Origin of the sequence: Novosphingobium bradum (assembly GCF_042646485.1) — a bacterium.
Lineage (GTDB): Bacteria > Pseudomonadota > Alphaproteobacteria > Sphingomonadales > Sphingomonadaceae > Novosphingobium > Novosphingobium bradum.
Genome location: NZ_JBHRTQ010000004.1, coordinates 35,035 through 56,948, shown reverse-complemented (window position 1 = coordinate 56,948; position 21,914 = coordinate 35,035). Strand labels below are relative to the sequence as shown.

Here is a 21,914-nt window from a genome sequence, read left to right as displayed (position 1 = left end):
CAATCCCGTGGCGGGCCATCCGGCCTCGCCATGGGAATGAGGGATGTCAGCGCCAGCCCGGCAGCCACATCCACCACTGGAAGCTGGGCTTGCCGCAGCACAGTTGCGCGGCCGAGAGGATCGGCCAGAAGGTGGCGAACAGCGCGGTGGCCAGGACCAGCGTGGCCGGGGCAAGCCAGCGCCAGCGATCGGCGCGGCGCCACAGGGCATCCAGCGCCAGCCCCAGGCAGGCCATCAGGAAGGCGCCCGGCAGCAGGTAGTGGTAGTAGAACTGCACCGGCTTGCCGTTGGCTACCCACATCCCGATGCAGGCCAGGTAAAGCAGGGCGGTGGCCAGCGCATCATGGCGCCGCTGCTTCCACCCGGCCCACAGCGCCCAGCCGAGCGCGGGGATGCCGGCCCACATCGCCAGCGGATTGCCCAGCATGATCACGCCGCGCTGCGCGCCCTCGACGTTTTCGTAGAGGAACCAGATCGCGCGGGAATCGAGCACCCATTGCCACCACACCGACTGGTAGGGATGGTGCTTCACCACCGAGTGCTGGAGCCTCAGCATATAGCCCTGGTATTCCACGATCCTGAGCGGGTTGATCGCCTTGGTCTCGTAGAAGAAGGCCGGCAGGAAGGTGGCGAAATAGACCAGCAGGGGCAGGGTGCCCAGCCACAGCGCGGCCTCGGCCAGGCTGATCCCGGCAATGGGCGCGCCTTCGGTGGCCAGCAGCGCATGGCGACCATGGCGGCGCAGGCGCAGCAAGAGGAAGGCAAGGCCGGGCAGGGCGGCGGCGGCCAGCGCGTTCCACTTGGCGCCCAGGGCAAGGCCAAGGAACAGGCCGGCCAGCGCCAGCCGCCAGCGCGCGGTGCCCACGCGATCGGCGCGCACGGCCCCGGCCAGCATCCACATCGCCAACATGGTGAAACTGGCCATGAAAATGTCGAGCATGGCGATCCGGCTGACCACGAACCAGGTGAAGCTGGTGGCCAGTAGCAGGGTTCCGGCCAGCGTGGCGAAGCGGCGCTGGCTGGCCAGCCACAGGGCGCGGCTGAAGGCATAAAGGCCCAGCGTGCCGAACAGCGCCGGCATGATCCGCCAGGCCCAGGGTTGATCACCGAACAGGAGGATGCCGGCGGCGATCAGCTCCTTGCCGACCAGCGGGTGCTCCGGGTTGATGGGCTTGGCCATCGACAGGAGGACGCGGGCCGCCTTCACGTAGTGGACTTCGTCGAAATAGATCCGCCCGGGGACGTCGAGGCGCAGCAGGAGCAGGGCGAGGAAGATCGCCGCGATCCCCGCGCACCAGGGCTGCGGATCGGAATCGCGCACGGGGTGGGCGGTGGCGTCGTGGAACACCGCGCGGGCCTTGTGGAGTAGCTCCCTCATCGGAGGCTGCGATAGCCGCAGGGGGGGGGCGGGGGCAACCCGGCTTCCTTCCCCTCGCAGGGAGGACTTTGCTTCTGCCGCACAGCCTTGCCGATCCGCGCCGGCGCTTCTAATGCGCTCCCCCATGAAGAAGACCACCGGACAGGACCGCTCGATCACCCGCAACTGGCGCGCCGCCACCCAGGCCGTGCGCGGCGGCACCTGGCGGTCGGAGCATGGCGAGACGAGCGAGGCGCTCTACCTCACCTCGGGCTATACCTACGACGATGCGGCCACGGTCGCCGCGCGGTTCGCCGGCGAGCAGGACGGGATGACCTATTCGCGCCTGCAGAACCCCACCGTGGCCATGCTGGAGGAACGCATCGCCCTGATGGAGGGCGCCGAGGCCTGCCGCGCCCAGGCCTCGGGCATGGCGGCGATGACCGCCGCGCTCCTCTGCCAGCTTTCGGCCGGCGATCATGTCGTGGCCGGCAAGGCCGCCTTCGGTTCGTGCCGTTGGCTGGTCGACAGCCTGCTGCCGCGCTTCGGCATCGAGGCAACGGTGATCGACGGCACGGTGAACGCCGAATGGGAAGCGGCGATCCGCCCCAACACCAGGGTGTTCTTCTACGAAACCCCGGCCAACCCCACGCTCGAACTGGTCGACATGACCCATGTCAATGGCCTGGCCCGCGCTCACGGGATCACCACCGTGGTCGACAATGCGTTCTGCTCGCCGGTAATCCAGCGGCCGATGGATTTTGGCGCCGACGTGGTGGCCTATTCGGCCACCAAGTTCATGGATGGGCAGGGGCGGGTGCTGGCCGGCGCGGTCTGCGGCTCGGCGCAGTTCATCAACGACAAGCTCCTGCCGTTCCACCGCAACACCGGGCCGAACCTGGCGCCGTTCAACGCCTGGGTCGTGCTCAAGGGGCTGGAAACGCTCGAACTGCGCCTGCGCCAGCAGAGCGCCAATGCCCTGGCGGTGGGTCGCTTCCTCGAAGGGCGCGTGCCCAGGATCATGCACCCCGGGCTGGAAAGCCATCCGGCGTTTGCCCTCGCGCAGAAGCAGATGAGCCTGCCGGGCGCGATCTTCTCGTTCGAGCTGGACACCCGCGAACAGGCCTGGGCCTTGCTCGATGCGCTGGAGCTGATCGACATCTCCAACAACATCGGCGACACCCGTTCGCTGATGTGCCACCCGGCCACCACCACCCACCACAACATGGGGCCGGAAGGGCGCGCCGCGATGGGCGTCACCGACGGGATGCTGCGCCTCAACGTCGGGCTGGAAGACCCGCTGGACCTGATCGAGGATCTTGACCGGGCACTCGCCGCCGCCGGCCTCTGACCGGCGCGAACCGGCGGGCGCACGCCACCAAAAGGTGGAAAAAGGGAACCCGATCCGGCCGAAGGGGGTTCACCCTGGGCAGGGAAAGGATTACCCATGTCGGCCATGAAGGAACTCTTCCAGCATTCGGCGCTGACGGACGGGGTCACCGTCCGGGTGGCCGTGAACTTCCTTCCCGAGCAATCGCGGATCGAGGCGGGCAAGTGGTTCTGGGTCTATCACATCCGGATCGAGAACGATTCGGACCAGCCCGTGCAACTGCTCACCCGCCACTGGCGGATCACCGATGGGCAGGGCCATGTCTCGCTGGTCGATGGCGATGGGGTGGTCGGCGAACAGCCGCTGATCGCGCCGGGCGCCAGCCACGATTATGTCTCGGGCTGCCCGCTTTCCACGCCGCAAGGCTCGATGGAAGGGTACTACGCCTTCCGCCGGGCCGATGGCACGCGGTTCGAGGCGGCGATCCCCTACTTCCCGCTGGCCGCACCCGCCACGGCGGGCTGACCGGCAGCCCGCGCGCTCACCGCTTCGCCAAGCCGCGGCTTGCCCCGAACGGTCCCCCGCACTAGACCGCAGCCATGAAGCGCACGCACCTGCCGCTCAACGCCCTGCGCGTGTTCGATGCCGCCGCCCGGCACCTGTCGTTTACGCGGGCGGCCGACGAGCTGGCGGTGACCCCGGCCGCCGTCGGTCAGCAGATCCGCGCGCTCGAGGATCTGCTCGGGGTCGTATTGTTCCGCCGCACCTCCAAGGGGCTGGAGCTGACCGAGGAAGCCGCGGCCGGCCTGGAGCCGCTGCGAACCGGCTTTCTCCATTTCGAGGATGCGGTGCGCGCGATGCAGGCGGGCCAGGCCAGCCATGTGTTCACCATCGCCGCCCCGCGCGACGTGCTGGCCACATGGCTCGCGCCGCGCCTGGCTGCCTATCGCGCCGCCCATCCCGATGTGCGCTATGCCCTGGTCGATGCGGAAAACGCCGATTTCACCGAGGCCAACCTTGATCTCGCGATCCGCTGGACCGAAGGCCCGGGTGATCTGGAAGGCGTGGCCCTGGGCGCCGCGCGCCGGGTGACCGTGGGCGAGGGGCCGTGGATCGCCTGGCCGGGCGATCCGGAACCGGGCGGCGAGGGCGCGGAAGAGCCGCCGGTTCACGTGGCCGACGCGGGCCTCGCGCTGTCGGCCGCCGCCGCCGGTCTTGGCCGGGCGCGGGTGCCCGAACTGCTGGCGCGTGCCTGGCACGAGGCCGGCCGCATCGCCGCGCTGGGCCAGGCCGAGGATTGCCGCCGCGGCTACTGGCTGGTGGCGCCGCCCCCGCAGTGGCGCCAGAAGAAGGTCAAGGCGCTGGTCGCCGCGCTATCGCTCTAGGGCGGGAAGGCCTTGCGGCCTTCCCGCGGAGATCACCGCCGGTAATAGCGCCGGCAATGCTTGTTGTACTTGGTGCGCGCGATCTCGTGGCCACCCACGCCGCCAGCCGCCGCGCCGACCAGTACGCCGGCCGTGGTGCCGCCGGTCAGCACCGCGCCCAGCACGCCGCCGGCCACCGCGCCAACTGCTGCGCCTTCGGTCTTGTTGAGTCGCTTGCAGGCGCGCGCTTCGGCCGGGTTGGCCCCGGTGAGGGCGAGGGCGGCGATGGTTGAGGCCATGGCGGCGCGGCTGAACAGTCTGCTGGTCATCGAGGGTATTTCCTCCACTTGTGGTGTTGCGTGCCCCCCTGAAACGCTGCTTGCCCGTTCCGGTGCCCGAGGCCAAGCCCCTTCACGCAAGCGCGGCGCCTCCGGCAAGGGAGACGCCGCGCTTGCGCCGGGATGCGCGGTCAGCGGTCGCGGCGGTCGGTCGCGCTGCCGCCGGAAGGCTTGGCGGCCTTGGTGCTGTTGCCCTGCTGGCCCGAGTGGCCGGCCTGCTGCTGCGGTTGCCCGCTGGTGCTGGCGCCGCCCTGCTGCTGGCGACCCGGTGCCTGGCCCTGCTGGCCCTTGGTGCCGGACTGCCCCTGCTGCGGCTGGCGCAGGCTGCCCTGGTTCTGTTGCTGGCCGGCCTGGCGGCCCTGCTGGTTCTGGTTGCGGTCGTTCTGGTTCATCGTCTCTCTCCGGGGGCTGGACACGCACAGGTCGATTGCCTTCGCGCATCGCCTTCCCAACGATCCGCGCGCGCCGCCCGTTTCACGCCTCGCCCCGATCGCGGCCCGGGCTGGCGCGCCGCGCCTGGCCGGCCTCCCGCGACGGCACGGGCCTCGCGCCATGGCGGGCGCACCGAATCCCTTGACCTTGCCCGCTATCCCCCGTAAGGGCGCCGACTTCCGCAACAGGCCTGTCCTGTCTGCGGCGTAGAGCTGAACATTGCCGGTGCGGGTCTGTCCATCCTGAGCTTGTCGAAGGATTGGAGCCTCAGCCGTCAAAGTAACCCGGCGGCTTTCTGGCCCGGGTGGAGAGTTTTCGGCTCGTGAGGCACCGGTCGGGCAGTGGCCCGCATTCGGCGCGTTCGCGGGTTCCGCATTCTCTTCACTTGTGTTGGCGCGCTGTCACAAACCAAGGTGAAGAGTACTTCATGCCCACTATCAACCAGCTGATCCGCAAGGGTCGCGAGCCGCAGAAGGCCAAGAGCAAGGTTCCGGCGATGGAGCAGAACCCGCAGAAGCGCGGCGTCTGCACCCGTGTCTACACGACCACGCCGAAGAAGCCGAACTCGGCGCTTCGCAAGGTGGCCAAGGTCCGCCTGACCAACAGCCGCGAAGTCATCTCCTACATCCCGGGCGAAGGCCACAACCTCCAGGAGCACTCGGTGGTGCTGATCCGCGGCGGCCGTGTGCGCGACCTTCCGGGCGTGCGCTACCACGTGCTGCGCGGCGTCCTCGATACGCAGGGCGTGAAGGACCGCAAGAAGTCGCGTTCGAAGTACGGCGCCAAGCGTCCGAAGTGAGGCCGTGCGGCGGCCTGGTCCGCCGCTGCCCCATGCTGGTTATTCGGCCGCGCAGGCGTTTGAGCGCCCCGGCCAGAGATTAAGGAATTTGCGATGTCTCGTCGTCGTCGTCCCGAAAAGCGGGAAATCCTGCCCGATCCCAAGTTCGGGGATCAGATCCTGTCGAAGTTCATGAACAACCTCATGCTCGACGGTAAGAAGTCGGTCGCTGAATCGATCGTCTATGGTGCGCTCGACACCATGCAGACGCGCGCCAAGGCTGATCCGATCCAGCTGTTCCACGATGCCCTGAACAACGTGAAGCCGCAGATCGAGGTCCGCAGCCGCCGCGTCGGTGGCGCCACCTACCAGGTCCCCGTGGAAGTGCGCCCCGAGCGCGCCCAGGCTCTGGCGATCCGCTGGCTGATCACGGCCGCCCGCAACCGTTCGGAAACGACGATGTCGGCGCGTCTCTCGTCGGAGCTGCTCGACGCCGCCAACAACCGTGGCAACGCGGTGAAGAAGCGCGAAGACACCCACCGCATGGCCGACGCCAACCGCGCGTTCAGCCACTACCGCTGGTAAGCGCGGCGGCGGATTTTCTGCCCGCCTTCAAACGGTCACAAACGTAACCATATGGGCGGGAGCCTGAACCGGCTCCCCCCATGCTCCCAAGGAACTTCCCATGGCCCGCAGCCATCCGCTCGAAAAGTACCGGAATTTCGGTATTATGGCGCACATCGACGCCGGCAAGACGACGACGACCGAGCGCATCCTCTACTACACCGGCAAGTCCTACAAGATCGGCGAAGTCCACGACGGCGCCGCGACCATGGACTGGATGGAGCAGGAGCAGGAGCGCGGCATCACGATCACGTCGGCCGCGACGACCTGCTTCTGGAACGATCACCGCCTCAACATCATCGACACCCCCGGCCACGTGGACTTCACCATCGAGGTCGAGCGTTCGCTGCGCGTGCTCGACGGCGCGGTTGCCGCGTTCGACGGCGTGGCCGGCGTTGAGCCGCAGTCGGAGACCGTGTGGCGCCAGGCCGACAAGTACGGCGTGCCGCGGATGTGCTTCATCAACAAGCTCGATCGCACCGGCGCGAACTTCAAGTACTGCGTCCAGACGATCATCGACCGCCTTGGCGCCAAGCCCGCCGTGCTCTATCTCCCGATCGGCGCGGAAAGCGATTTCAAGGGCCTGGTCGACCTGGTCGAGCAGCGCGCGATCATCTGGAAGGATGAGAATCTCGGCGCCGAATTCTCCTACGAGGAAATTCCGGCCGACATGGCCGACGAGGCCGCCGAATACCGTTCGCAGCTGATCGAGCTTGCCGTCGAGCAGGACGACGAGGCGATGGAAGCCTACCTCGAGGGCAACGAGCCCGACGTGGCGACGCTCAAGGCGCTGATCCGCAAGGGCACGCTCGGCCAGGCGTTCGTGCCGGTGCTGTGCGGCTCGGCGTTCAAGAACAAGGGTGTCCAGCCCCTGCTCGACGCCGTGGTCGACTACCTGCCGAGCCCGCTCGACATCGAGGACGTCCAGGGCATCAACCCCGACACGGAAGAGCCCGACAGCCGCGCCACCTCGGACGACGCGCCGTTCTCGGCCCTCGCGTTCAAGATCATGAACGATCCCTTCGTCGGTTCGCTGACCTTCACCCGCATCTACTCGGGCACGCTCGTCAAGGGCTCGTACCTGAACTCGGTGAAGAACAAGAAGGAGAAGGTCGGCCGTATGCTGCTGATGCACTCCAACAACCGCGAGGACATCGAGACCGCCTATGCCGGCGACATCGTGGCCCTGGCCGGTCTCAAGGAGACCACCACCGGCGACACGCTGTGCTCGGAAAAGCAGCCGATCATCCTGGAACGCATGGAATTCCCCGAGCCGGTGATCGAGCTGTCGGTGGAACCCAAGACCAAGGCCGACCAGGAGAAGATGGGCATCGCGCTCAACCGTCTCTCGGCCGAGGATCCCTCGTTCCGCGTCTCGACCGATCACGAATCGGGCCAGACCATCATCAAGGGGATGGGCGAGCTCCACCTCGAGATCCTGGTTGACCGCATGAAGCGCGAGTTCAAGGTCGAGGCCAATGTCGGCGCGCCGCAGGTGGCCTACCGCGAATACCTCGCCAAGCCGATCGACCTCGATCACACCCACAAGAAGCAGTCGGGCGGCACCGGCCAGTTCGGCCGCGTGAAGGTCAAGGTCACCCCGGGCGAGCGCGGTTCGGGCTTCGTCTTCAAGGACGAGATCAAGGGCGGTAACATTCCGAAGGAATATATCCCCGCGATCGAGAAGGGCTTCCGTGAAACCGCTGCCACCGGCTCGCTGATCGGCTTCCCGATCATCGACTTCGAGGTCCTGCTCTACGACGGCGCCTACCACGACGTCGACTCGTCGGCCCTGGCCTTCGAAATCTGTGCCCGCGGCGCCATGCGCGAAGCGGCCCAGAAGTCGGGGATCAAGCTGCTCGAGCCGATCATGAAGGTCGAGGTGATCACGCCGGACGAATATCTGGGCGACGTGATCGGCGACATCAATTCGCGGCGCGGCCAGATCCAGGGCACCGACACCCGTGGCAACGCCCAGGCGGTCACCGCCATGGTGCCGCTGGCGAATATGTTCGGCTACGTGAACCAGCTGCGCTCGTTCACGCAGGGTCGTGCGAACTACTCGATGTTCTTCGACCACTACGACGAGGTTCCGGCCAACGTCGCGACCGAGCTGAAGGCGAAGCTGGCTTAAGGCGGGGGCCGGCGTAAGGCCGGGCTTGCATAAGCTGGCGGATCACTCTAGGGGCGGCGCCTGATTTCAGCGGGTGCCGTCCTTCCCGCAGATTCTCAATCATCGAACAGAAGGTTTGGACAATGGCTAAGGCTAAGTTTGAGCGGAACAAGCCGCACTGCAACATCGGCACCATCGGTCACGTCGACCATGGCAAGACCACGCTGACGGCGGCGATCACCAAGGTGCTGGCCGAAACCGGCGGCGCCGAATTCACCGACTACGCGAACATCGACAAGGCTCCGGAAGAGCGCGAGCGCGGCATCACCATCTCGACCGCCCACGTCGAGTACGAGACCGCCAACCGCCACTACGCCCACGTCGACTGCCCGGGTCACGCGGACTACGTGAAGAACATGATCACCGGTGCCGCCCAGATGGACGGCGCGATCCTGGTCGTGAACGCCGCTGACGGCCCGATGCCGCAGACCCGCGAGCACATCCTGCTTGCCCGCCAGGTCGGCGTGCCGCAGCTGGTCGTCTACATGAACAAGGTCGACCAGGTCGACGACGCCGAGATCCTCGAGCTGGTCGAGCTGGAAATCCGCGAGCTGCTCAGCTCCTACGGGTTCGACGGCGACGCCATCCCCGTGATCCCGGGTTCGGCCCTGGCCGCTCTCGAAGGTCGTGACGATGCCATCGGCAAGGATTCGATCAACGCCCTGATGAAGGCCGTCGACGAATTCATCCCGCAGCCGCCGCGCCCGACCGACAAGCCCTTCCTGATGCCCGTCGAGGACGTGTTCTCGATCTCGGGTCGTGGTACGGTCGTCACCGGCCGCGTCGAGACCGGCATCGTCAAGGTTGGCGAGGAAGTCGAGATCGTCGGCCTCAAGGACACCCAGAAGACCACCGTCACCGGCGTCGAAATGTTCCGCAAGCTGCTCGACCAGGGTGAAGCTGGCGACAACATCGGTGCCCTCGTTCGCGGCATCAAGCGTGAAGACGTCGAGCGCGGCCAGGTCCTCTGCAAGCCCGGTTCGGTCAAGCCGCACACCGAGTTCTCGGCCGAGGTCTACGTGCTGTCGAAGGACGAAGGTGGCCGTCACACGCCGTTCTTCGCCAACTACCGCCCGCAGTTCTACTTCCGCACCACCGACGTCACCGGTGAGGTCGTTCTCCCCGAGGGCACCGAGATGGTGATGCCGGGCGACAACTTGACCCTGGCCGTCAAGCTGATCGCGCCGATCGCCATGGACGAAGGTCTCCGCTTCGCTATCCGCGAAGGTGGCCGGACCGTCGGTTCTGGGGTTGTCAGCAAGATCACCAAGTAATATAGGCCGCGCACCGGCGGGGGATTCGCTTCCCCGCCGGTCCGGTTTTCACTGATCGCTCCGCTCTTTGCCGAGATGGAAGAGGGCGGATCGGTCAGCTTTGTTTTTGCTCATTCTCATCGGTAGTGGACATGGAAGCTCAGAATATCCGCATTCGCCTCAAGGCATTCGATCACCGCGTGCTTGACCAGGCGACCGGCGAAATCGCGGAAACCGCCCGCCGCACCGGCGCGCTGATCCGTGGGCCCATTCCCCTCCCGACGCGGATCGAGAAGTTCACGGTCAACCGCGGCCCGCACATCGACAAGAAGTCGCGTGAGCAGTTCGAGGTTCGCACCTACAAGCGGCTGCTCGATATCGTGCAGCCCAACGCTGCCACCGTCGACGCGCTGATGAAGCTCGACCTGGCCGCTGGCGTGAACGTCGAGATCAAGCTGGCCTGACCCGATAAGGGCGGGAGGGCGCAGTCCCGGACCTGATCCGGGACCGTCCACGGTCCGGCCGGACCTTACCGGCCAAGAGTTTCGAGCCTTCGGGTTCGCATTCCTTCCGGCCTCCAGCCGGACTTTGCGGGAAACCGCACGGACATAGGGATACCTCCGGCCGATCCTCGGATCACCAGGCCGGGCAGCGTCCCCCGTCTCGCCGCCGCGAGCCTTCGGGCAAATGGTGGCACTTCGGCCCGGACGGGGCGCGCTTCACACTACGGGCCGAACACGCCCATGGGGATGGTCTCCATGGGCCTCTGTGAGGAGAATGGATCATGCGTACCGGCGTGATCGCTAAGAAGGTGGGGATGACCCGCCTTTTCCAGGAAGACGGACGGCACGTGCCGGTCACCGTGCTTTCGCTGGAGAACTGCCAGGTGGTTTCGGTCCGTACTGCGGAGCGTGACGGTTACGTCGCGCTGCAGCTCGGTGCCGGCGAAGCCAAGCAGAAGAATGTTGCCAAGCCGCAGCGTGAGCACTTCGCCAAGGCGGAAGTGTCGCTCAAGGCCCAGGTCGCCGAATTCCGCGTCGCCGACGATGCCGTGGTCGACGTTGGTTCGACCATCGCCGCTTCGCACTTCGTTGCCGGCCAGCTCGTCGACATCACTGGCCAGACCCAGGGCAAGGGCTTCCAGGGCGCCATGCGTCGCTGGGGTTTCGGCGGTATGCGCGCCACCCACGGCGTGTCGATCAGCCACCGTGCCCACGGTTCGACCGGTAACCGCCAAGATCCGGGCCGCGTCTTCAAGAACAAGAAGATGGCCGGCCACATGGGCGATCGCCAGCGCACCCAGCAGAACCTCGAGGTCGTCCGCACCGACGACGAGCGTGGCCTGATCTTCGTCAAGGGCTCGGTGCCCGGCTCGAAGAACGCCTGGCTGCTCGTCCGCGACGCCGTCAAGGTCTCGCGCCACGGCGAAGCCCCGTACCCCGCCGGCCTCAAGCAGGCCGCGAACAGCAACACCCCGGCTGCCGACACGCCCGCTCCCGAAGCGGCGCCCGAGGCAACCGATGGTCAGGAGGGCTAAGTCGTGAAGGTCAAGGTCCTCAACCTCGACGGCAGCGCCGGCAAGGGCGAAGTCGAGCTGTCGGATGCCGTGTTCGGTCTCGAACCGCGCGCCGACATCCTGCACCGCGTCGTCACCTGGCAGCTGGAAAACCGCCGCGGCACCGCCCGCAAGGCGCGTGAGCGCTCCGACGTTGCCCGCACCGGCAAGAAGTTCGGCCGGCAGAAGGGCGGCGGCACCGCCCGTCACGGCGACCGCAAGGCGCCGATCTTCATCGGTGGCGGCAAGGCCCATGGTCCGCGCGTTCGCGAGTTCGATATCTCGCTGAACAAGAAGGTCCGTGCGCTCGGTCTCAAGATGGCGCTGTCCTCGAAGGCCCAGGCGAACCTGGTCGTCGTCGAGAACCTCGAAGTCGACGGCAAGACCAAGGCTCTCGCCGGCCAGCTCGCCAAGGCGAACTTCGGCAAGAAGGTCCTGGTCATCGACGGCGACGCGGTGAACGACAACTTCGCCAAGGCCGCGCGCAACCTGATCGGCATCAACGTGCTGCCGGCGATCGGTGCCAACGTCTACGACATCCTGAAGCATGATACGCTGGTGCTGACGCGCGCCGCTGTCGAGAAGCTGGAGGCGCGTTTCAATGGCTAAGGACGCAATCGACACGCGTCACTACGACGTGATCGTGGCTCCCCACATCACCGAGAAGACGACGCTGCTCTCCGAGCACAACGCCGTGGTCTTCAAGGTCGCCGACAAGGCAACCAAGCCCCAGATCAAGGCGGCCGTGGAAGCGCTGTTCGACGTGAAGGTCGTCGGCGTGAACACGCTCACCCAGAAGGGCAAGACCAAGCGCTGGAAGGGCAAGCCCTACAAGCGTTCGGACGTGAAGAAGGCCGTCGTGACCCTGGCCGCGGGCCAGTCGATCGACGTGACCAGCGGGATCTGAGGCGCGAACCATGGCACTCAAGAACTATAACCCGACCAGCCCGGCCCGTCGTGGCCTGATCCTGGTCGACAAGTCGTCCCTGTGGAAGGGCAAGCCGGTCAAGGCGCTTACCGAAGGCAAGCGCAAGACGGGCGGCCGCAACAACAAGGGTCACGTGACCTCGCGCGGCATCGCCGGCGGCCACAAGCAGAAGTACCGCTTCGTCGACTTCAAGCGTCGCAAGTGGGACCAGCCGGCCACCGTCGAGCGTCTGGAATATGACCCCAACCGCACGGCGTTCATCGCCCTCGTCAGCTATGCCGACGGTGAGCAGGCCTACATCCTGGCGCCGCAGCGCCTGGCCGTTGGCGACCAGGTGATCGCCGGCGAGAAGACCGACGTGAAGCCGGGCAACGCGATGCTGCTCAGCCAGATGCCGGTCGGCACCATCATCCACAACGTGGAGATGAAGCCGGGCAAGGGCGGGCAGATTGCCCGTTCGGCCGGCACCTATGTCCAGGTCGTCGGTCGTGACCGCGGCATGGTCATTGTCCGCCTGAACTCGGGTGAGCAGCGCTACCTGCGCGGCGATTGCATGGGCACGGTTGGTGCGGTCTCGAACCCCGACAACCAGAACCAGAACCTGGCCAAGGCCGGTCGCAACCGCTGGCTTGGCAAGCGTCCGCTCACGCGCGGCGTCGCCAAGAACCCGGTCGACCACCCGCACGGTGGTGGTGAAGGCCGCACCTCGGGTGGCCGCCATCCGGTGACCCCGTGGGGCAAGCCGACCAAGGGTGCCCGGACCCGCCACAACAAGCGGACCGACGGCATGATCATCCGTTCGCGCCACGCGAAGAAGAAGAGGTAATCGACCATGGCACGTTCCGTCTGGAAGGGCCCCTTCGTCGACCTGCACCTGCTGAAGAAGGCCGAGGTCGCGCAGGACGCCGGTTCGCGCGCTGCCCCGATCAAGACCTGGTCGCGGCGCTCGACGATCATCCCGCAGTTCGTTGGTCTGACGTTCACCGTCTACAACGGCCACAAGTTCATCCCCGTTGCCGTTTCGGAAGAAATGGTCGGCCACAAGCTTGGCGAGTTCGCGCCCACGCGCAGCTTCCCCGGCCACGCCGCTGACAAGAAGGGCAAGCGCTAATGGGCAAGGAAAAGTCCCCCCGTCGCGTTGGTGACAAGGAAGCGCTGTCGGTCGGCACGCAGATCCGCGGTTCGGCCCAGAAGCTGAACCTCGTCGCCGGCCTGATCCGTGGCAAGACCGCGGAAGAGGCGATGAACATCCTCGCCTTCTCGACCAAGGCGATGGCGGTCGATGCCCGCAAGGTGCTCGCCTCGGCGATCGCGAATGCGGAAAACAACCACAACCTCGACGTCGACGCGCTCGTCGTCGCCGAGGCTTCGGTTGGCAAGTCGATCACCATGAAGCGGTTCCACACCCGTGGCCGCGGCAAGTCGACCCGCATCCTCAAGCCGTTCAGCCGGCTGCGGATCGTCGTCCGTGAAACCGAAGCCGAGGAGGCCTGAACCATGGGTCACAAGAGCAACCCGATCGGCCTGCGCCTCCAGATCAACCGGACCTGGGACAGCCGCTGGTACGCCGAGGGCAAGAGCTACGGCAAGCTGCTGGCCGAGGATCTCAAGATCCGCAAGTTCATCATCGAGACCCTGCCGCAGGCGGCGATCTCGAAGGTGGTGATCGAGCGCCCGGCCAAGCTGTGCCGCGTGTCGATCTATGCCGCCCGTCCGGGCGTCATTATCGGCAAGAAGGGCGCCGACATCGAGAAGCTGCGCTCGCAGCTCGCCAAGATGACCGCCAGCGACGTCAAGCTGAACATCGTCGAGATCCGCAAGCCCGAGATCGACGCCAAGCTCGTCGCCCAGGGCATCGCTGACCAGCTGATCCGCCGCGTGGCCTTCCGCCGCGCGATGAAGCGGGCCATGCAGTCGGCCATGCGGCTCGGCGCCGAAGGCATCAAGGTGGTTTGCGGCGGCCGTCTCGGCGGCGCGGAAATCGCTCGTGTCGAGCAGTATCGCGAAGGCCGGGTGCCGCTGCACACGCTGCGCGCCAACATCGACTATGCCGAAGCCGAGGCTCTGACGACCTACGGCATCATCGGGATCAAGGTGTGGGTCTTCAAGGGTGAGATCCTCGGCCACGATCCGATGGCGCAGGATCGCCTGATGATGGAGGCCCAGACCTCCGGCGTGCGCCCGGCGCGCGAAGACCGCAGGAACTAAGCCATGCTGCAACCGAAAAAGACCAAGTTCCGCAAGGCCTTCAAGGGCCGCATCCATGGCCTGGCCAAGGGTGGTTCGGATCTCAACTTCGGCTCCTACGGGCTGAAGGCACTTGAGCCGGAGCGGATCACCGCCCGCCAGATCGAAGCGGCCCGCCGCGCGATCACCCGCCACATCCGCCGCCAGGGCCGTCTGTGGATCCGCGTCTTCCCGGATGTGCCGGTGTCGAAGAAGCCCGCCGAGGTCCGCCAGGGCAAGGGCAAGGGCTCGATCGAATACTGGGCTGCCCGCGTGAAGCCCGGCCGCGTGCTGTTCGAGCTCGACGGCGTTCCCGGCCCGCTCGCCGCGGAGGCTTTCAGCCGCGCCGCGATGAAGCTGCCGATCAAGACCAAGGTTATCGCCCGCCTCGGCGATACCTCGCACCTCGGAGGCGAATAATGGCCAAGGTTACCGATCTTCGCGCCAAGAGCGACGACCAGCTGACCGCTGACCTCGCCGACCTCAAGAAGGAGGCCTTCAACCTCCGCTTCCAGGCCGCGACCAACCAGCTGGAACGTCCGGCGCGCATCAAGGAAGTGCGCCGCGACATCGCCCGCATCAAGACGCTGCAGACTGAGCGTTCTCAGTCGGCCAAGGCGTAAGGAGCACCACGAATGCCCAAGCGTATTCTCATCGGGACCGTGGTCTCCGACAAGACCGACAAGACCGTGGTCGTGAAGGTCGAGCGCAAGGTGAAGCACCCGCTGTACGGGAAGATCATCCGCCGCTCGAAGAAGTATCACGCCCACGACGAAGACAACGCTTTCCACACCGGGGAAGTCGTCCGCATCGAGGAAACCGCGCCGATCTCCAAGCTGAAGAGCTGGAAGGTGATCGAACGGGTGACCGCGGGCAAGACTGCCGCGCTCGAAGCCGAAGTCTGAGGAAATTTGGAACTGCCGGACTGGTTCCGGCAAGCCACTAGGAAGGAACCGGATCAATGATCCAGATGCAATCCAACCTCGACGTCGCGGACAACAGCGGCGCCAAGCGCGTCCAGTGCATCAAGGTGCTGGGCGGGTCGAAGCGTCGGTTCGCGGGCGTTGGCGACATCATCGTGGTGTCGATCAAGGAGGCGCAGCCCCGTGCTCGCGTCAAGAAGGGCGACGTGCACCGCGCCGTCATCGTGCGGACCCGCAAGGATGTCCGCCGCGCCGATGGCTCGGTCATCCGCTTTGACAGCAACGCCGCCGTGCTCGTCGGCAAGAACGAAGAGCCGATCGGCACCCGTATCTTCGGCCCTGTGGTCCGCGAGCTTCGCGGCAAGGGCTTCATGAAGATCATCAGCCTCGCGCCGGAGGTGCTGTAATGGCCGCCGCAAAGATCAAGAAGGGCGACTCGGTCGTCGTGCGTTCGGGCAAGGACAAGGGCCGTACCGGCACTGTCCTTCAGGTCCTGCCCAAGGATGGCAAGGTCCTGGTCTCGGGCGTCAACGTGATTGCCCGTCACCGCAAGCCGACCCAGGTCAATCCGCAGGGCGGCATCGACCGCGTCGAGGCGCCGATGGCGATCTCGAAGGTGTCGGTTGCCGACAAGGACGGCAAGCCCACCCGCGTGCGCTTCGAGGAGCGCGACGGCAAGAAGGTCCGCGTGGCCGTCAAGTCCGGGGAGACGATCGATGGCTGAAAAGTACACGCCGCGCCTGAAGGCCAAGTTCGACGCCGAGATCGCCGCCGCGATGCAGGCGAAGTTCGGCTACAAGAACGCGATGGAAATTCCGAAGCTCGAGAAGATCACGCTCAACATGGGCGTGGGCGAGGCGAGCCAGGACAAGAAGAAGGTGACCACGGCCGCTGCCGAGATGGAACTCATCGCCGGCCAGAAGCCCGTCATCACCAAGGCGAAGAAGTCGATCGCGCAGTTCAAGCTGCGTGAGGGTATGCCGATCGGTTGCAAGGTCACCCTGCGCCGTGAACGGATGTACGAATTCCTCGACCGTCTGGTCACCATCGCGATGCCCCGCATCCGCGACTTCCGCGGGCTCAACCCGAAGTCGTTCGACGGTCGCGGCAACTACGCGATGGGTCTCAAGGAGCAGATCATCTTCCCGGAGATCAGCTACGACCAGATCGAGAAGGTGCGCGGCATGGACATCATCGTGACCACCACCGCCAAGACCGACGAGGAAGCGCGCGAACTGCTGCGCCTCTTCGGTTTCCCCTTCCCGCAGGACGCTGCTGAACAGCAGCAGGCCGCCTGATCAGATTGGCGAAAGAGAGCTTAAGTCCATGGCGAAACTGAGTTCAGTCAACAAGAACGAGCGTCGTAAGAAGCTCGTTGCGAAGTACGCGGCCAAGTTTGCCGCGCTCAAGGCCCAGGCCAACGACAAGTCGCTCGACGAAACCGAGCGCCTGATCGCCCGCCTGAAGATGGCCCAGCTGCCGCGCAATGCGAACCCGACCCGGGTCCGCAACCGCTGCGAAACCACCGGCCGCCCGCGCGGCTACTATCGCAAGTTCGGCCTTTGCCGCATCGAACTCCGTGATCTTGCCAACAAGGGCATGATTCCGGGCGTGACGAAGTCGAGCTGGTAAGGATCAAGCGATGGCACTGACCGATCCCCTGGGTGATATGCTCACCCGCATCCGCAATGGCCAGCAGGCGAAGAAGGATTCCGTCCTTTCGCCGGCTTCGAAGCTGCGCGCCCGCGTGCTCGAAGTGCTCCAGCGCGAGGGCTATATCCGCGGCTATTCGGAGGACGCCACCGGCGCCCACCCGCAGCTGCGTATCGAGCTGAAGTATTTCGAAGGCGAGCCGGCGATCAAGCACGTCGCTCGTGTCTCCAAGCCGGGCCGTCGCGTCTACTCGGGTTCCAAGGAACTCCCGGTGGTTCGCAATGGTCTTGGCATCACCATCGTCTCGACGCCGCGCGGCGTGCTCTCGGATGCCGAGGCACGGGCGCAGAACGTCGGTGGCGAAGTGCTGGCGGAGGTGTTCTGATGAGCCGCATCGGCAAGAAGCCGGTGGCGATCCCGAGCGGGGTCACCGCCGATATCGCGAACGGGATCCTCACCGTGAAAGGCCCCAAGGGCACGCTCACGCTGAACCTGCGCGACGAGATCAGCTACACCGTCGATGGCGACACCATCCTCGTGAAGCCGGCCAACGACACCAAGCAGGCGCGCGCCTTCTGGGGTATGCAGCGCACGCTGGTCGATAACCTCGTCACCGGGGTGACCCAGGGCTACACCAAGGTCCTCGAGATCACCGGCGTCGGTTACCGCGCTAACGCCCAGGGCAAGAACCTGAAGCTGCAGCTCGGCTACAGCCACGATGTCGACTTCTCGGTGCCGGAAGGCATCGAGATCAAGACCCCGGACAACACCACGGTGGAAATCTCGGGTATCGACAAGCAGCAGGTCGGCCAGGTTGCCGCCGAAATCCGCCGTTGGCGCAAGCCCGAGCCCTATAAGGGCAAGGGCATCAAGTACCGCGGCGAGTACATCTTCCGCAAGGAAGGGAAGAAGAAGTAATGGCCAAGCTCTCGCTCTTCGACCGCCGTCGCCGGCGGGTTCGCACCGCGCTCAAGGCGCGCGCTGGTGGCCGTCCGCGGCTTTCGGTGCACCGTTCGGGCCGTCACATCTACGCGCAGATCATCGACGATGCCGCCGGCCGCACGGTCGTTGCCGCCTCGACGCTGGTCAAGGGCTCCAAGGGGCCGGGCGCAACGGTGGCTGCCGCTGCCGATGTCGGCAAGGCGCTCGCCGAAGCCGCCAAGGCGGCTGGCGTGACCTCCGTGGTGTTCGACCGCGGCGGCTTCCTGTTCCATGGCCGCGTCAAGGCGCTGGCCGATGCCGCCCGTGAAGGCGGGCTGGAGTTCTGAGCATGGCTGACGAAACCAACATCGAAGGCGGCCCGGCCGTCGAAGCAGCCGCTCCCGAAGCAGGTGCCGGCGAACAGCGCGAGGCCCGTGGTGGGCGTGGTGGCGGCGGTGGTCGTGGCCGTGGCGGCAACGATCGCGGCGGCCGTGACGGCGGCCGTGGCCGTGGGCGCGACGATCGCGGCCGTGGCCGTGGCGGCGACGACGAGGGTGGCGAGGAGCTGATCGAAAAGCTCGTCCACATCAACCGCGTCTCCAAGACGGTGAAGGGCGGCAAGCGCTTCGGCTTCGCGGCGCTGGTCGTCGTGGGCGACGGCAAGGGCCGGGTCGGCTTCGGTCATGGCAAGGCGCGCGAAGTGCCCGAGGCTATCACCAAGGCGACCGCCTCGGCCAAGAAGAAGATGATCCGCGTTCCGCTCAAGGAAGGCCGGACCCTGCACCACGATGGCCGCGGCCACTTCGGCGCCGGCAAGGTCAATGTCCGCTCGGCCCCGGCCGGCACGGGCATCATCGCCGGCGGTCCGATGCGCGCCGTGTTCGAGAGCCTGGGCGTTCATGACGTGGTGACCAAGTCGGTCGGTACGTCTAACCCCTACAACATGATCCGCGCCACCTTCGACGCGCTGACCGACCAGACTTCGCCGAAGTCGGTCGCCCAGCGTCGCGGCAAGAAGGTCGCCGACCTGCTCGGCCGCGCCGGTGGCAGCGCTGCCGAGGCGGAAGCCGCGGCCGAAGCGATCACGGAGTAAGCTGTCATGGCGAAGATCAAGATCAAGCAGATCGGTTCGCCGATCCGTCGCCCGGAAAGCCAGAAGAAGATCCTGGTTGGCCTGGGCCTGGGCAAGATGCACCGCGTGGTCGAGGTGGAAGATTCCGCCGAAGTGCGTGGCGCCATCGCCAAGCTGCCGCACATGGTGGCCGTGGTCGATTGACCCTGGCGTCTGTGCCGAGTGAATGCGGGGACGAGGACCGGGTGAGCAACCCGGCCTCGGCCCCGCTTTCGCGTCAGCACCAGGCGTCCGCTCCGACCGACCTTGCGCTGCTCAATGGGGTGCGCGGGCTGGCGGCGATCGCCATCCTGTTCTGGCATTACCAGCACTTCTATTTTCCGGTTGGCCTGATGGCGCCGGTGCCCGGGTTCACCGCGCACCTTCCCGGCTACGCTGTGCTCTGGCCGCTCTACGACTTCGGCAACTATGCGGTGCAGGCCTTCTGGATGCTGTCCGGGGTGGTCTTCGCTCACGTGTACCTCTCCGCGCGGTCGAGCGGGCGCGATTTCGCGATCAACCGCTTCGCCCGGCTCTACCCGTTGCACCTGCTCACTTTCGTCGTGGTCGGCCTGCTCCAGGGCGCCGTGCTGAGCCGCTTCGGTGCGACCTTCATCTATGGCCCGGGCGACGGGTGGACCGCGCTCCAGCACCTGGGCATGGCTTCGGGCTGGGGGTTCCCGCGTGGGCGCGAAAGCTTCAACGGGCCGATCTGGTCGGTTTCGGCCGAAGTGGTGGTCTATGCGCTGTTCTGGTTTGCGCGGCCGCTGCTGCGCCGCCGGCCTGTCGCGGCCCCCGTGCTGGTGGCGGCCATGGCCATGGCCCTGTGCGCGGTCGGTCTTGAAAACGAGATCGTGCGCTGCCTCTATCATTTCATGCTCGGGGTCGCGCTCTACACCCTCTCTGGCGCCTTGCGGACCGGGCAGGGTGTCGCTGCCGCCGCGTTCGGCGCCGCGGTGGCGAGCGCGGCGGTCGCCGCGGCGAACCCCAGCGTGGCGATCATCGCCGGGGGCGGGGCGGTGATGCTGACCTGCCTTCTGCTGGAGCGCCGTGTGGGCCGCCCGCTGACCCGCGTCTGTGACTGGCTGGGCGACAACACCTACGGCCTCTACCTCTGGCACGTGCCGGTCCAGCTAAGCCTGCTGCTGCTTTTTCCCGCGCGTCACGCCTTGCCCGCGCTTGCTTCGCGGCCGGCCTTCCTGGTCGCCTTCCTGGTGGGCATGATGCTGCTGGCCCGACTGTCCTTCCTGCTGATCGAGCGGCCGGCCCGGATCCTCATCCGTCGCCGGCTTGCGGGCCAGCACTCCGCCGTGGCCGTTCCCGCGGCCTGACCGCGCCCCGGTTGCGAGCCGCGGCCGGGACCGGCCGGTTCCCGCTCAACCCCGGCAATCGCCCCAGACCACCAGGTCGTCTGCCAGCAGCCAGTCCTCGACGTGGCGCTGCATCACCGGGCGGCAATGGGCGTGCACGTAGCGGTTCACCATGGCCCAGGTCTCGGGCACGACCGGGCCGTTGCGGACCACCACCGGCACGACCACCGTGCCCGGCCGCGCGGCGAGGACGCGGCGCAGTTCGGCCACGGTGTCGAGATGGCTGACATTGCGTTCGCTCGCCTGGCTGAGATGGGTTTCGAAGGCGAGCGGGGTGGGCAGGGCGTTGCCGGTCAGCGGATAGAGCTGGGCGGGGCCGGCATAGACCAGCAGGCCTCTGGTGCGCGGCGTGCCGCCGTGGGCGCGGATCGCCTGGGCCAGTTCGGCGAAAGTGCGCGCCGAACGCTCGGCCTGGCCCGGGCGAAACGGCGTTTCGGCGCGCAGGCTAAGCCCTGCCAGGGCCAGGGCGATCCCGATGCCCAGCCAGCCGCGGCCCAGCAGCGGCGCGGCGCAGGCGCACAGCACCACCAGCAGGGGCAGGGCATAGTGCGGGTAGAAATTGGGGATCGCGGCCAGGCCGATCAGGGCCGCCAGCAGCCAGCCGGCGGGAAAGCTGCGGCTCTGGCGCGGCAGCAAGGCGAGGCCGATGGCGGCGGCCAGCACCATTGGCATGATCAGGCGCCACAGCAGGACGAGGCGCAGCGACGAGCTCGCCCAGTCGCCGCCCTTGGCCAGGTTGGCGATGACCATGGCGTGCCACCATTCGCCCCAGTGGCCCACCGCCGCGTAATACAGCGCGATCAGCAGGGTGGGCGCCGCGCCCAGCATGGCCCAGCGGGCGGCGCGGGCCATCAGCCAGGCCAGCGGCTCGGGTGAACGGCGGGTGGCGGCGATGAGCACCAGGCCGAAGTAGGCGCCCTCGAACAGGGCGCTGGTCTTGATCGTGATCGCGCAGCCGGCCAGTACCATGGCGAGGCTTGCGGCCGGGCTGTTCCCACCGCGCTCGAGCCGGGGCTGCGCGCGCAGGACCAGCAGGGCGGCCCCGGCGACCAGCAGGTTGTAGAACACCGGGCTTTGCCCGCCGAAGCCGAACAGCGGGGTCAGCCACACCAGATAGAGCGCGCCGGCCAGCAGCGCCCCCCGGGTTCCGGTCCAGCGCATCGCGATGCGGGCGATGACCAGGGCCGTGCCGGCGGCACTGGCGGTGGCGGCAAGCTGGTAGGCCAGCGGGGCGGCCGAGATCCCGGTGATCGCCCAGTAGACCAGGAACAGGCCCAGCGGCTTCCTGTCCCACACGTCGACATAGGGCAGGGCGCCATGATGCATGGCGATCCCCACGGTCTGGTAGAAGGTTTCGTCCGCCGTGATGTCGGGATCGCCAAAGGAACTCCAGCGCAGCACCAGCGCCAGCAGGGCCAGCACCGCGCCCTGGACGAGCGGCCGTCCCGCCATCACGCGCAGGCCCGGCTGCTCCGCTTCGATAGTCGCCATGAACGATCCCCCCGGCGCGCAGTCTAGCGGCGATCGGCGCGGTGAAAAGGGGGTGACAGGCCGGGCGCCTTCGCCTAAGGGCGCCGC

32 protein-coding genes are annotated in these 21,914 nt (G+C 66.8%); 28 read left to right on the top strand and 4 right to left on the bottom strand.

The features are described from left to right. Positions 1-46: 46 nt before the first annotated feature. A complete protein-coding gene (locus tag ACFOD9_RS03755) occupies positions 47-1,378 on the bottom strand; it encodes a phospholipid carrier-dependent glycosyltransferase (protein ID WP_379508751.1) in 1,332 nt (443 codons plus the stop codon). Positions 1,379-1,502: 124 nt separating this feature from the next. On the opposite strand from ACFOD9_RS03755, the gene ACFOD9_RS03750 reads away from it, so the two are divergent. From ACFOD9_RS03750 to ACFOD9_RS03740, 3 genes are all read left to right on the top strand, one after another. Next, a complete protein-coding gene (locus tag ACFOD9_RS03750) occupies positions 1,503-2,708 on the top strand; it encodes a trans-sulfuration enzyme family protein (RefSeq protein ID WP_379508750.1) in 1,206 nt (401 codons plus the stop codon). Positions 2,709-2,813: 105 nt separating this feature from the next. Further along, a complete protein-coding gene (gene apaG / locus ACFOD9_RS03745) occupies positions 2,814-3,212 on the top strand; it encodes a Co2+/Mg2+ efflux protein ApaG (RefSeq protein ID WP_379509005.1) in 399 nt (132 codons plus the stop codon). Between the two features lie 74 nt (positions 3,213-3,286). Beyond that, positions 3,287-4,072, top strand: a complete 786-nt coding sequence (locus ACFOD9_RS03740; RefSeq protein WP_379508749.1) for a LysR family transcriptional regulator — start codon at positions 3,287-3,289, stop codon at positions 4,070-4,072. A gap of 32 nt (positions 4,073-4,104) precedes the next feature. Here the strand turns inward: ACFOD9_RS03740 and ACFOD9_RS03735 are convergent, their stop codons facing one another. Further along, positions 4,105-4,380, bottom strand: a complete 276-nt coding sequence (locus tag ACFOD9_RS03735) for a glycine zipper 2TM domain-containing protein (RefSeq protein WP_379508748.1) — start codon at positions 4,378-4,380, stop codon at positions 4,105-4,107. Positions 4,381-4,520: 140 nt separating this feature from the next. Then, positions 4,521-4,781, bottom strand: coding sequence for a hypothetical protein (locus tag ACFOD9_RS03730; protein ID WP_379508747.1), 261 nt, complete (start codon positions 4,779-4,781; stop codon positions 4,521-4,523). 467 nt (positions 4,782-5,248) lie between these two features. On the opposite strand from ACFOD9_RS03730, the gene rpsL reads away from it, so the two are divergent. From rpsL to ACFOD9_RS03605, 25 genes are all read left to right on the top strand, one after another. Beyond that, positions 5,249-5,620, top strand: a complete 372-nt coding sequence (rpsL, locus tag ACFOD9_RS03725) for a 30S ribosomal protein S12 (protein WP_379508746.1) — start codon at positions 5,249-5,251, stop codon at positions 5,618-5,620. A gap of 93 nt (positions 5,621-5,713) precedes the next feature. After that, positions 5,714-6,184: a 30S ribosomal protein S7 gene (rpsG, locus tag ACFOD9_RS03720; protein ID WP_379508745.1), complete on the top strand. Its 471-nt coding sequence runs from the start codon at positions 5,714-5,716 to the stop codon at positions 6,182-6,184. Between the two features lie 100 nt (positions 6,185-6,284). After that, on the top strand, positions 6,285-8,357 hold the full coding sequence (fusA, locus tag ACFOD9_RS03715; RefSeq protein ID WP_379508744.1) for an elongation factor G: 2,073 nt from the start codon (positions 6,285-6,287) through the stop codon (positions 8,355-8,357). Between the two features lie 122 nt (positions 8,358-8,479). Further along, positions 8,480-9,670: an elongation factor Tu gene (gene tuf / locus ACFOD9_RS03710; RefSeq protein ID WP_379508743.1), complete on the top strand. Its 1,191-nt coding sequence runs from the start codon at positions 8,480-8,482 to the stop codon at positions 9,668-9,670. Positions 9,671-9,801: 131 nt separating this feature from the next. After that, a complete protein-coding gene (gene rpsJ / locus ACFOD9_RS03705) occupies positions 9,802-10,113 on the top strand; it encodes a 30S ribosomal protein S10 (protein WP_047820271.1) in 312 nt (103 codons plus the stop codon). Between the two features lie 320 nt (positions 10,114-10,433). Next, positions 10,434-11,186 carry a 50S ribosomal protein L3 gene (gene rplC / locus ACFOD9_RS03700; protein ID WP_379508742.1) on the top strand — a complete coding sequence of 251 codons (753 nt, stop codon included), beginning with the start codon at positions 10,434-10,436 and terminating at the stop codon, positions 11,184-11,186. A 3-nt stretch (positions 11,187-11,189) separates the two neighbouring features. After that, positions 11,190-11,813, top strand: coding sequence for a 50S ribosomal protein L4 (gene rplD / locus ACFOD9_RS03695; RefSeq protein WP_379508741.1), 624 nt, complete (start codon positions 11,190-11,192; stop codon positions 11,811-11,813). Continuing rightward, a complete protein-coding gene (locus ACFOD9_RS03690) occupies positions 11,806-12,111 on the top strand; it encodes a 50S ribosomal protein L23 (RefSeq protein WP_379508740.1) in 306 nt (101 codons plus the stop codon). The genes rplD and ACFOD9_RS03690 overlap by 8 nt, the downstream gene beginning before the upstream one ends. A gap of 10 nt (positions 12,112-12,121) precedes the next feature. Next, the gene (gene rplB, locus ACFOD9_RS03685) at positions 12,122-12,958 is read left to right on the top strand and encodes a 50S ribosomal protein L2 (protein ID WP_379508739.1); all 837 of its coding nucleotides are present in this window, start codon (positions 12,122-12,124) and stop codon (positions 12,956-12,958) included. A gap of 6 nt (positions 12,959-12,964) precedes the next feature. After that, a complete protein-coding gene (gene rpsS / locus ACFOD9_RS03680; RefSeq protein ID WP_379508738.1) occupies positions 12,965-13,243 on the top strand; it encodes a 30S ribosomal protein S19 in 279 nt (92 codons plus the stop codon). Then, entirely contained in the window at positions 13,243-13,626 is a 384-nt protein-coding gene (gene rplV / locus ACFOD9_RS03675; protein ID WP_379508737.1) for a 50S ribosomal protein L22, read from the top strand. The genes rpsS and rplV overlap by 1 nt, the downstream gene beginning before the upstream one ends. Before the next feature lie 3 nt (positions 13,627-13,629). Further along, positions 13,630-14,340: a 30S ribosomal protein S3 gene (gene rpsC / locus ACFOD9_RS03670; RefSeq protein ID WP_379508736.1), complete on the top strand. Its 711-nt coding sequence runs from the start codon at positions 13,630-13,632 to the stop codon at positions 14,338-14,340. Between the two features lie 3 nt (positions 14,341-14,343). Further along, entirely contained in the window at positions 14,344-14,778 is a 435-nt protein-coding gene (rplP, locus tag ACFOD9_RS03665; protein WP_379508735.1) for a 50S ribosomal protein L16, read from the top strand. Then, on the top strand, positions 14,778-14,981 hold the full coding sequence (rpmC, locus tag ACFOD9_RS03660) for a 50S ribosomal protein L29 (RefSeq protein WP_379508734.1): 204 nt from the start codon (positions 14,778-14,780) through the stop codon (positions 14,979-14,981). Before rplP ends, rpmC begins: the two co-directional genes overlap by 1 nt. Before the next feature lie 12 nt (positions 14,982-14,993). After that, positions 14,994-15,263 carry a 30S ribosomal protein S17 gene (gene rpsQ / locus ACFOD9_RS03655; protein ID WP_379508733.1) on the top strand — a complete coding sequence of 90 codons (270 nt, stop codon included), beginning with the start codon at positions 14,994-14,996 and terminating at the stop codon, positions 15,261-15,263. A gap of 56 nt (positions 15,264-15,319) precedes the next feature. Then, positions 15,320-15,688, top strand: coding sequence for a 50S ribosomal protein L14 (gene rplN / locus ACFOD9_RS03650; RefSeq protein WP_379508732.1), 369 nt, complete (start codon positions 15,320-15,322; stop codon positions 15,686-15,688). After that, entirely contained in the window at positions 15,688-16,005 is a 318-nt protein-coding gene (gene rplX, locus ACFOD9_RS03645) for a 50S ribosomal protein L24 (protein WP_379508731.1), read from the top strand. Before rplN ends, rplX begins: the two co-directional genes overlap by 1 nt. Further along, positions 15,998-16,579 carry a 50S ribosomal protein L5 gene (gene rplE / locus ACFOD9_RS03640; protein ID WP_379508730.1) on the top strand — a complete coding sequence of 194 codons (582 nt, stop codon included), beginning with the start codon at positions 15,998-16,000 and terminating at the stop codon, positions 16,577-16,579. Before rplX ends, rplE begins: the two co-directional genes overlap by 8 nt. A gap of 28 nt (positions 16,580-16,607) precedes the next feature. Further along, the gene (gene rpsN / locus ACFOD9_RS03635; protein WP_379508729.1) at positions 16,608-16,913 is read left to right on the top strand and encodes a 30S ribosomal protein S14; all 306 of its coding nucleotides are present in this window, start codon (positions 16,608-16,610) and stop codon (positions 16,911-16,913) included. 10 nt (positions 16,914-16,923) lie between these two features. After that, positions 16,924-17,319: a 30S ribosomal protein S8 gene (gene rpsH / locus ACFOD9_RS03630; protein WP_185663853.1), complete on the top strand. Its 396-nt coding sequence runs from the start codon at positions 16,924-16,926 to the stop codon at positions 17,317-17,319. After that, on the top strand, positions 17,319-17,852 hold the full coding sequence (rplF, locus tag ACFOD9_RS03625; RefSeq protein ID WP_379508728.1) for a 50S ribosomal protein L6: 534 nt from the start codon (positions 17,319-17,321) through the stop codon (positions 17,850-17,852). The genes rpsH and rplF overlap by 1 nt, the downstream gene beginning before the upstream one ends. Next, complete coding sequence (rplR, locus tag ACFOD9_RS03620) at positions 17,852-18,202, top strand: 50S ribosomal protein L18 (protein ID WP_379508727.1); 351 nt, start codon at positions 17,852-17,854, stop codon at positions 18,200-18,202. The genes rplF and rplR overlap by 1 nt, the downstream gene beginning before the upstream one ends. Positions 18,203-18,204: 2 nt before the next feature. After that, entirely contained in the window at positions 18,205-18,948 is a 744-nt protein-coding gene (rpsE, locus tag ACFOD9_RS03615; RefSeq protein ID WP_379508726.1) for a 30S ribosomal protein S5, read from the top strand. Between the two features lie 6 nt (positions 18,949-18,954). Then, positions 18,955-19,131, top strand: coding sequence for a 50S ribosomal protein L30 (gene rpmD, locus ACFOD9_RS03610; RefSeq protein WP_379508725.1), 177 nt, complete (start codon positions 18,955-18,957; stop codon positions 19,129-19,131). Beyond that, positions 19,128-20,297 (top strand): acyltransferase family protein, encoded by a 1,170-nt coding sequence (locus ACFOD9_RS03605; RefSeq protein ID WP_379508724.1) that lies wholly within the window; start codon positions 19,128-19,130, stop codon positions 20,295-20,297. The genes rpmD and ACFOD9_RS03605 overlap by 4 nt, the downstream gene beginning before the upstream one ends. 45 nt (positions 20,298-20,342) lie before the next feature. Here ACFOD9_RS03605 and ACFOD9_RS03600 read toward each other — a convergent pair whose 3' ends face one another. Then, complete coding sequence (locus ACFOD9_RS03600; RefSeq protein ID WP_379508723.1) at positions 20,343-21,827, bottom strand: hypothetical protein; 1,485 nt, start codon at positions 21,825-21,827, stop codon at positions 20,343-20,345. Positions 21,828-21,914: the final 87 nt, after the last annotated feature.

Bases quoted from the DNA above. Each gene is read 5' to 3' on its own strand.
- ACFOD9_RS03755 (WP_379508751.1), bottom strand. From the start codon at position 1,378: ATGAGGGAGCTACTCCACAAGGCCCGCGCGGTGTTCCACGACGCCACC.
- ACFOD9_RS03600 (WP_379508723.1), bottom strand. From the start codon at position 21,827: ATGGCGACTATCGAAGCGGAGCAGCCGGGCCTGCGCGTGATGGCGGGA.
- rplE (WP_379508730.1), top strand. From the start codon at position 15,998: ATGGCTGAAAAGTACACGCCGCGCCTGAAGGCCAAGTTCGACGCCGAG.
- ACFOD9_RS03730 (WP_379508747.1), bottom strand. From the start codon at position 4,781: ATGAACCAGAACGACCGCAACCAGAACCAGCAGGGCCGCCAGGCCGGC.
- ACFOD9_RS03735 (WP_379508748.1), bottom strand. From the start codon at position 4,380: ATGACCAGCAGACTGTTCAGCCGCGCCGCCATGGCCTCAACCATCGCC.
- rpmC (WP_379508734.1), top strand. From the start codon at position 14,778: ATGGCCAAGGTTACCGATCTTCGCGCCAAGAGCGACGACCAGCTGACC.
- fusA (WP_379508744.1), top strand. From the start codon at position 6,285: ATGGCCCGCAGCCATCCGCTCGAAAAGTACCGGAATTTCGGTATTATG.
- ACFOD9_RS03690 (WP_379508740.1), top strand. From the start codon at position 11,806: ATGGCTAAGGACGCAATCGACACGCGTCACTACGACGTGATCGTGGCT.
- rplF (WP_379508728.1), top strand. From the start codon at position 17,319: ATGAGCCGCATCGGCAAGAAGCCGGTGGCGATCCCGAGCGGGGTCACC.
- rpsE (WP_379508726.1), top strand. From the start codon at position 18,205: ATGGCTGACGAAACCAACATCGAAGGCGGCCCGGCCGTCGAAGCAGCC.
- rplR (WP_379508727.1), top strand. From the start codon at position 17,852: ATGGCCAAGCTCTCGCTCTTCGACCGCCGTCGCCGGCGGGTTCGCACC.
- rplP (WP_379508735.1), top strand. From the start codon at position 14,344: ATGCTGCAACCGAAAAAGACCAAGTTCCGCAAGGCCTTCAAGGGCCGC.
- rpsH (WP_185663853.1), top strand. From the start codon at position 16,924: ATGGCACTGACCGATCCCCTGGGTGATATGCTCACCCGCATCCGCAAT.
- rplN (WP_379508732.1), top strand. From the start codon at position 15,320: ATGATCCAGATGCAATCCAACCTCGACGTCGCGGACAACAGCGGCGCC.
- rpsG (WP_379508745.1), top strand. From the start codon at position 5,714: ATGTCTCGTCGTCGTCGTCCCGAAAAGCGGGAAATCCTGCCCGATCCC.
- rpsQ (WP_379508733.1), top strand. From the start codon at position 14,994: ATGCCCAAGCGTATTCTCATCGGGACCGTGGTCTCCGACAAGACCGAC.
- rplB (WP_379508739.1), top strand. From the start codon at position 12,122: ATGGCACTCAAGAACTATAACCCGACCAGCCCGGCCCGTCGTGGCCTG.
- rplX (WP_379508731.1), top strand. From the start codon at position 15,688: ATGGCCGCCGCAAAGATCAAGAAGGGCGACTCGGTCGTCGTGCGTTCG.
- rpsS (WP_379508738.1), top strand. From the start codon at position 12,965: ATGGCACGTTCCGTCTGGAAGGGCCCCTTCGTCGACCTGCACCTGCTG.
- apaG (WP_379509005.1), top strand. From the start codon at position 2,814: ATGAAGGAACTCTTCCAGCATTCGGCGCTGACGGACGGGGTCACCGTC.
- rpsL (WP_379508746.1), top strand. From the start codon at position 5,249: ATGCCCACTATCAACCAGCTGATCCGCAAGGGTCGCGAGCCGCAGAAG.
- rplC (WP_379508742.1), top strand. From the start codon at position 10,434: ATGCGTACCGGCGTGATCGCTAAGAAGGTGGGGATGACCCGCCTTTTC.
- tuf (WP_379508743.1), top strand. From the start codon at position 8,480: ATGGCTAAGGCTAAGTTTGAGCGGAACAAGCCGCACTGCAACATCGGC.
- ACFOD9_RS03750 (WP_379508750.1), top strand. From the start codon at position 1,503: ATGAAGAAGACCACCGGACAGGACCGCTCGATCACCCGCAACTGGCGC.
- rplV (WP_379508737.1), top strand. From the start codon at position 13,243: ATGGGCAAGGAAAAGTCCCCCCGTCGCGTTGGTGACAAGGAAGCGCTG.
- rpsN (WP_379508729.1), top strand. From the start codon at position 16,608: ATGGCGAAACTGAGTTCAGTCAACAAGAACGAGCGTCGTAAGAAGCTC.
- rpmD (WP_379508725.1), top strand. From the start codon at position 18,955: ATGGCGAAGATCAAGATCAAGCAGATCGGTTCGCCGATCCGTCGCCCG.
- ACFOD9_RS03740 (WP_379508749.1), top strand. From the start codon at position 3,287: ATGAAGCGCACGCACCTGCCGCTCAACGCCCTGCGCGTGTTCGATGCC.
- rpsC (WP_379508736.1), top strand. From the start codon at position 13,630: ATGGGTCACAAGAGCAACCCGATCGGCCTGCGCCTCCAGATCAACCGG.
- rpsJ (WP_047820271.1), top strand. From the start codon at position 9,802: ATGGAAGCTCAGAATATCCGCATTCGCCTCAAGGCATTCGATCACCGC.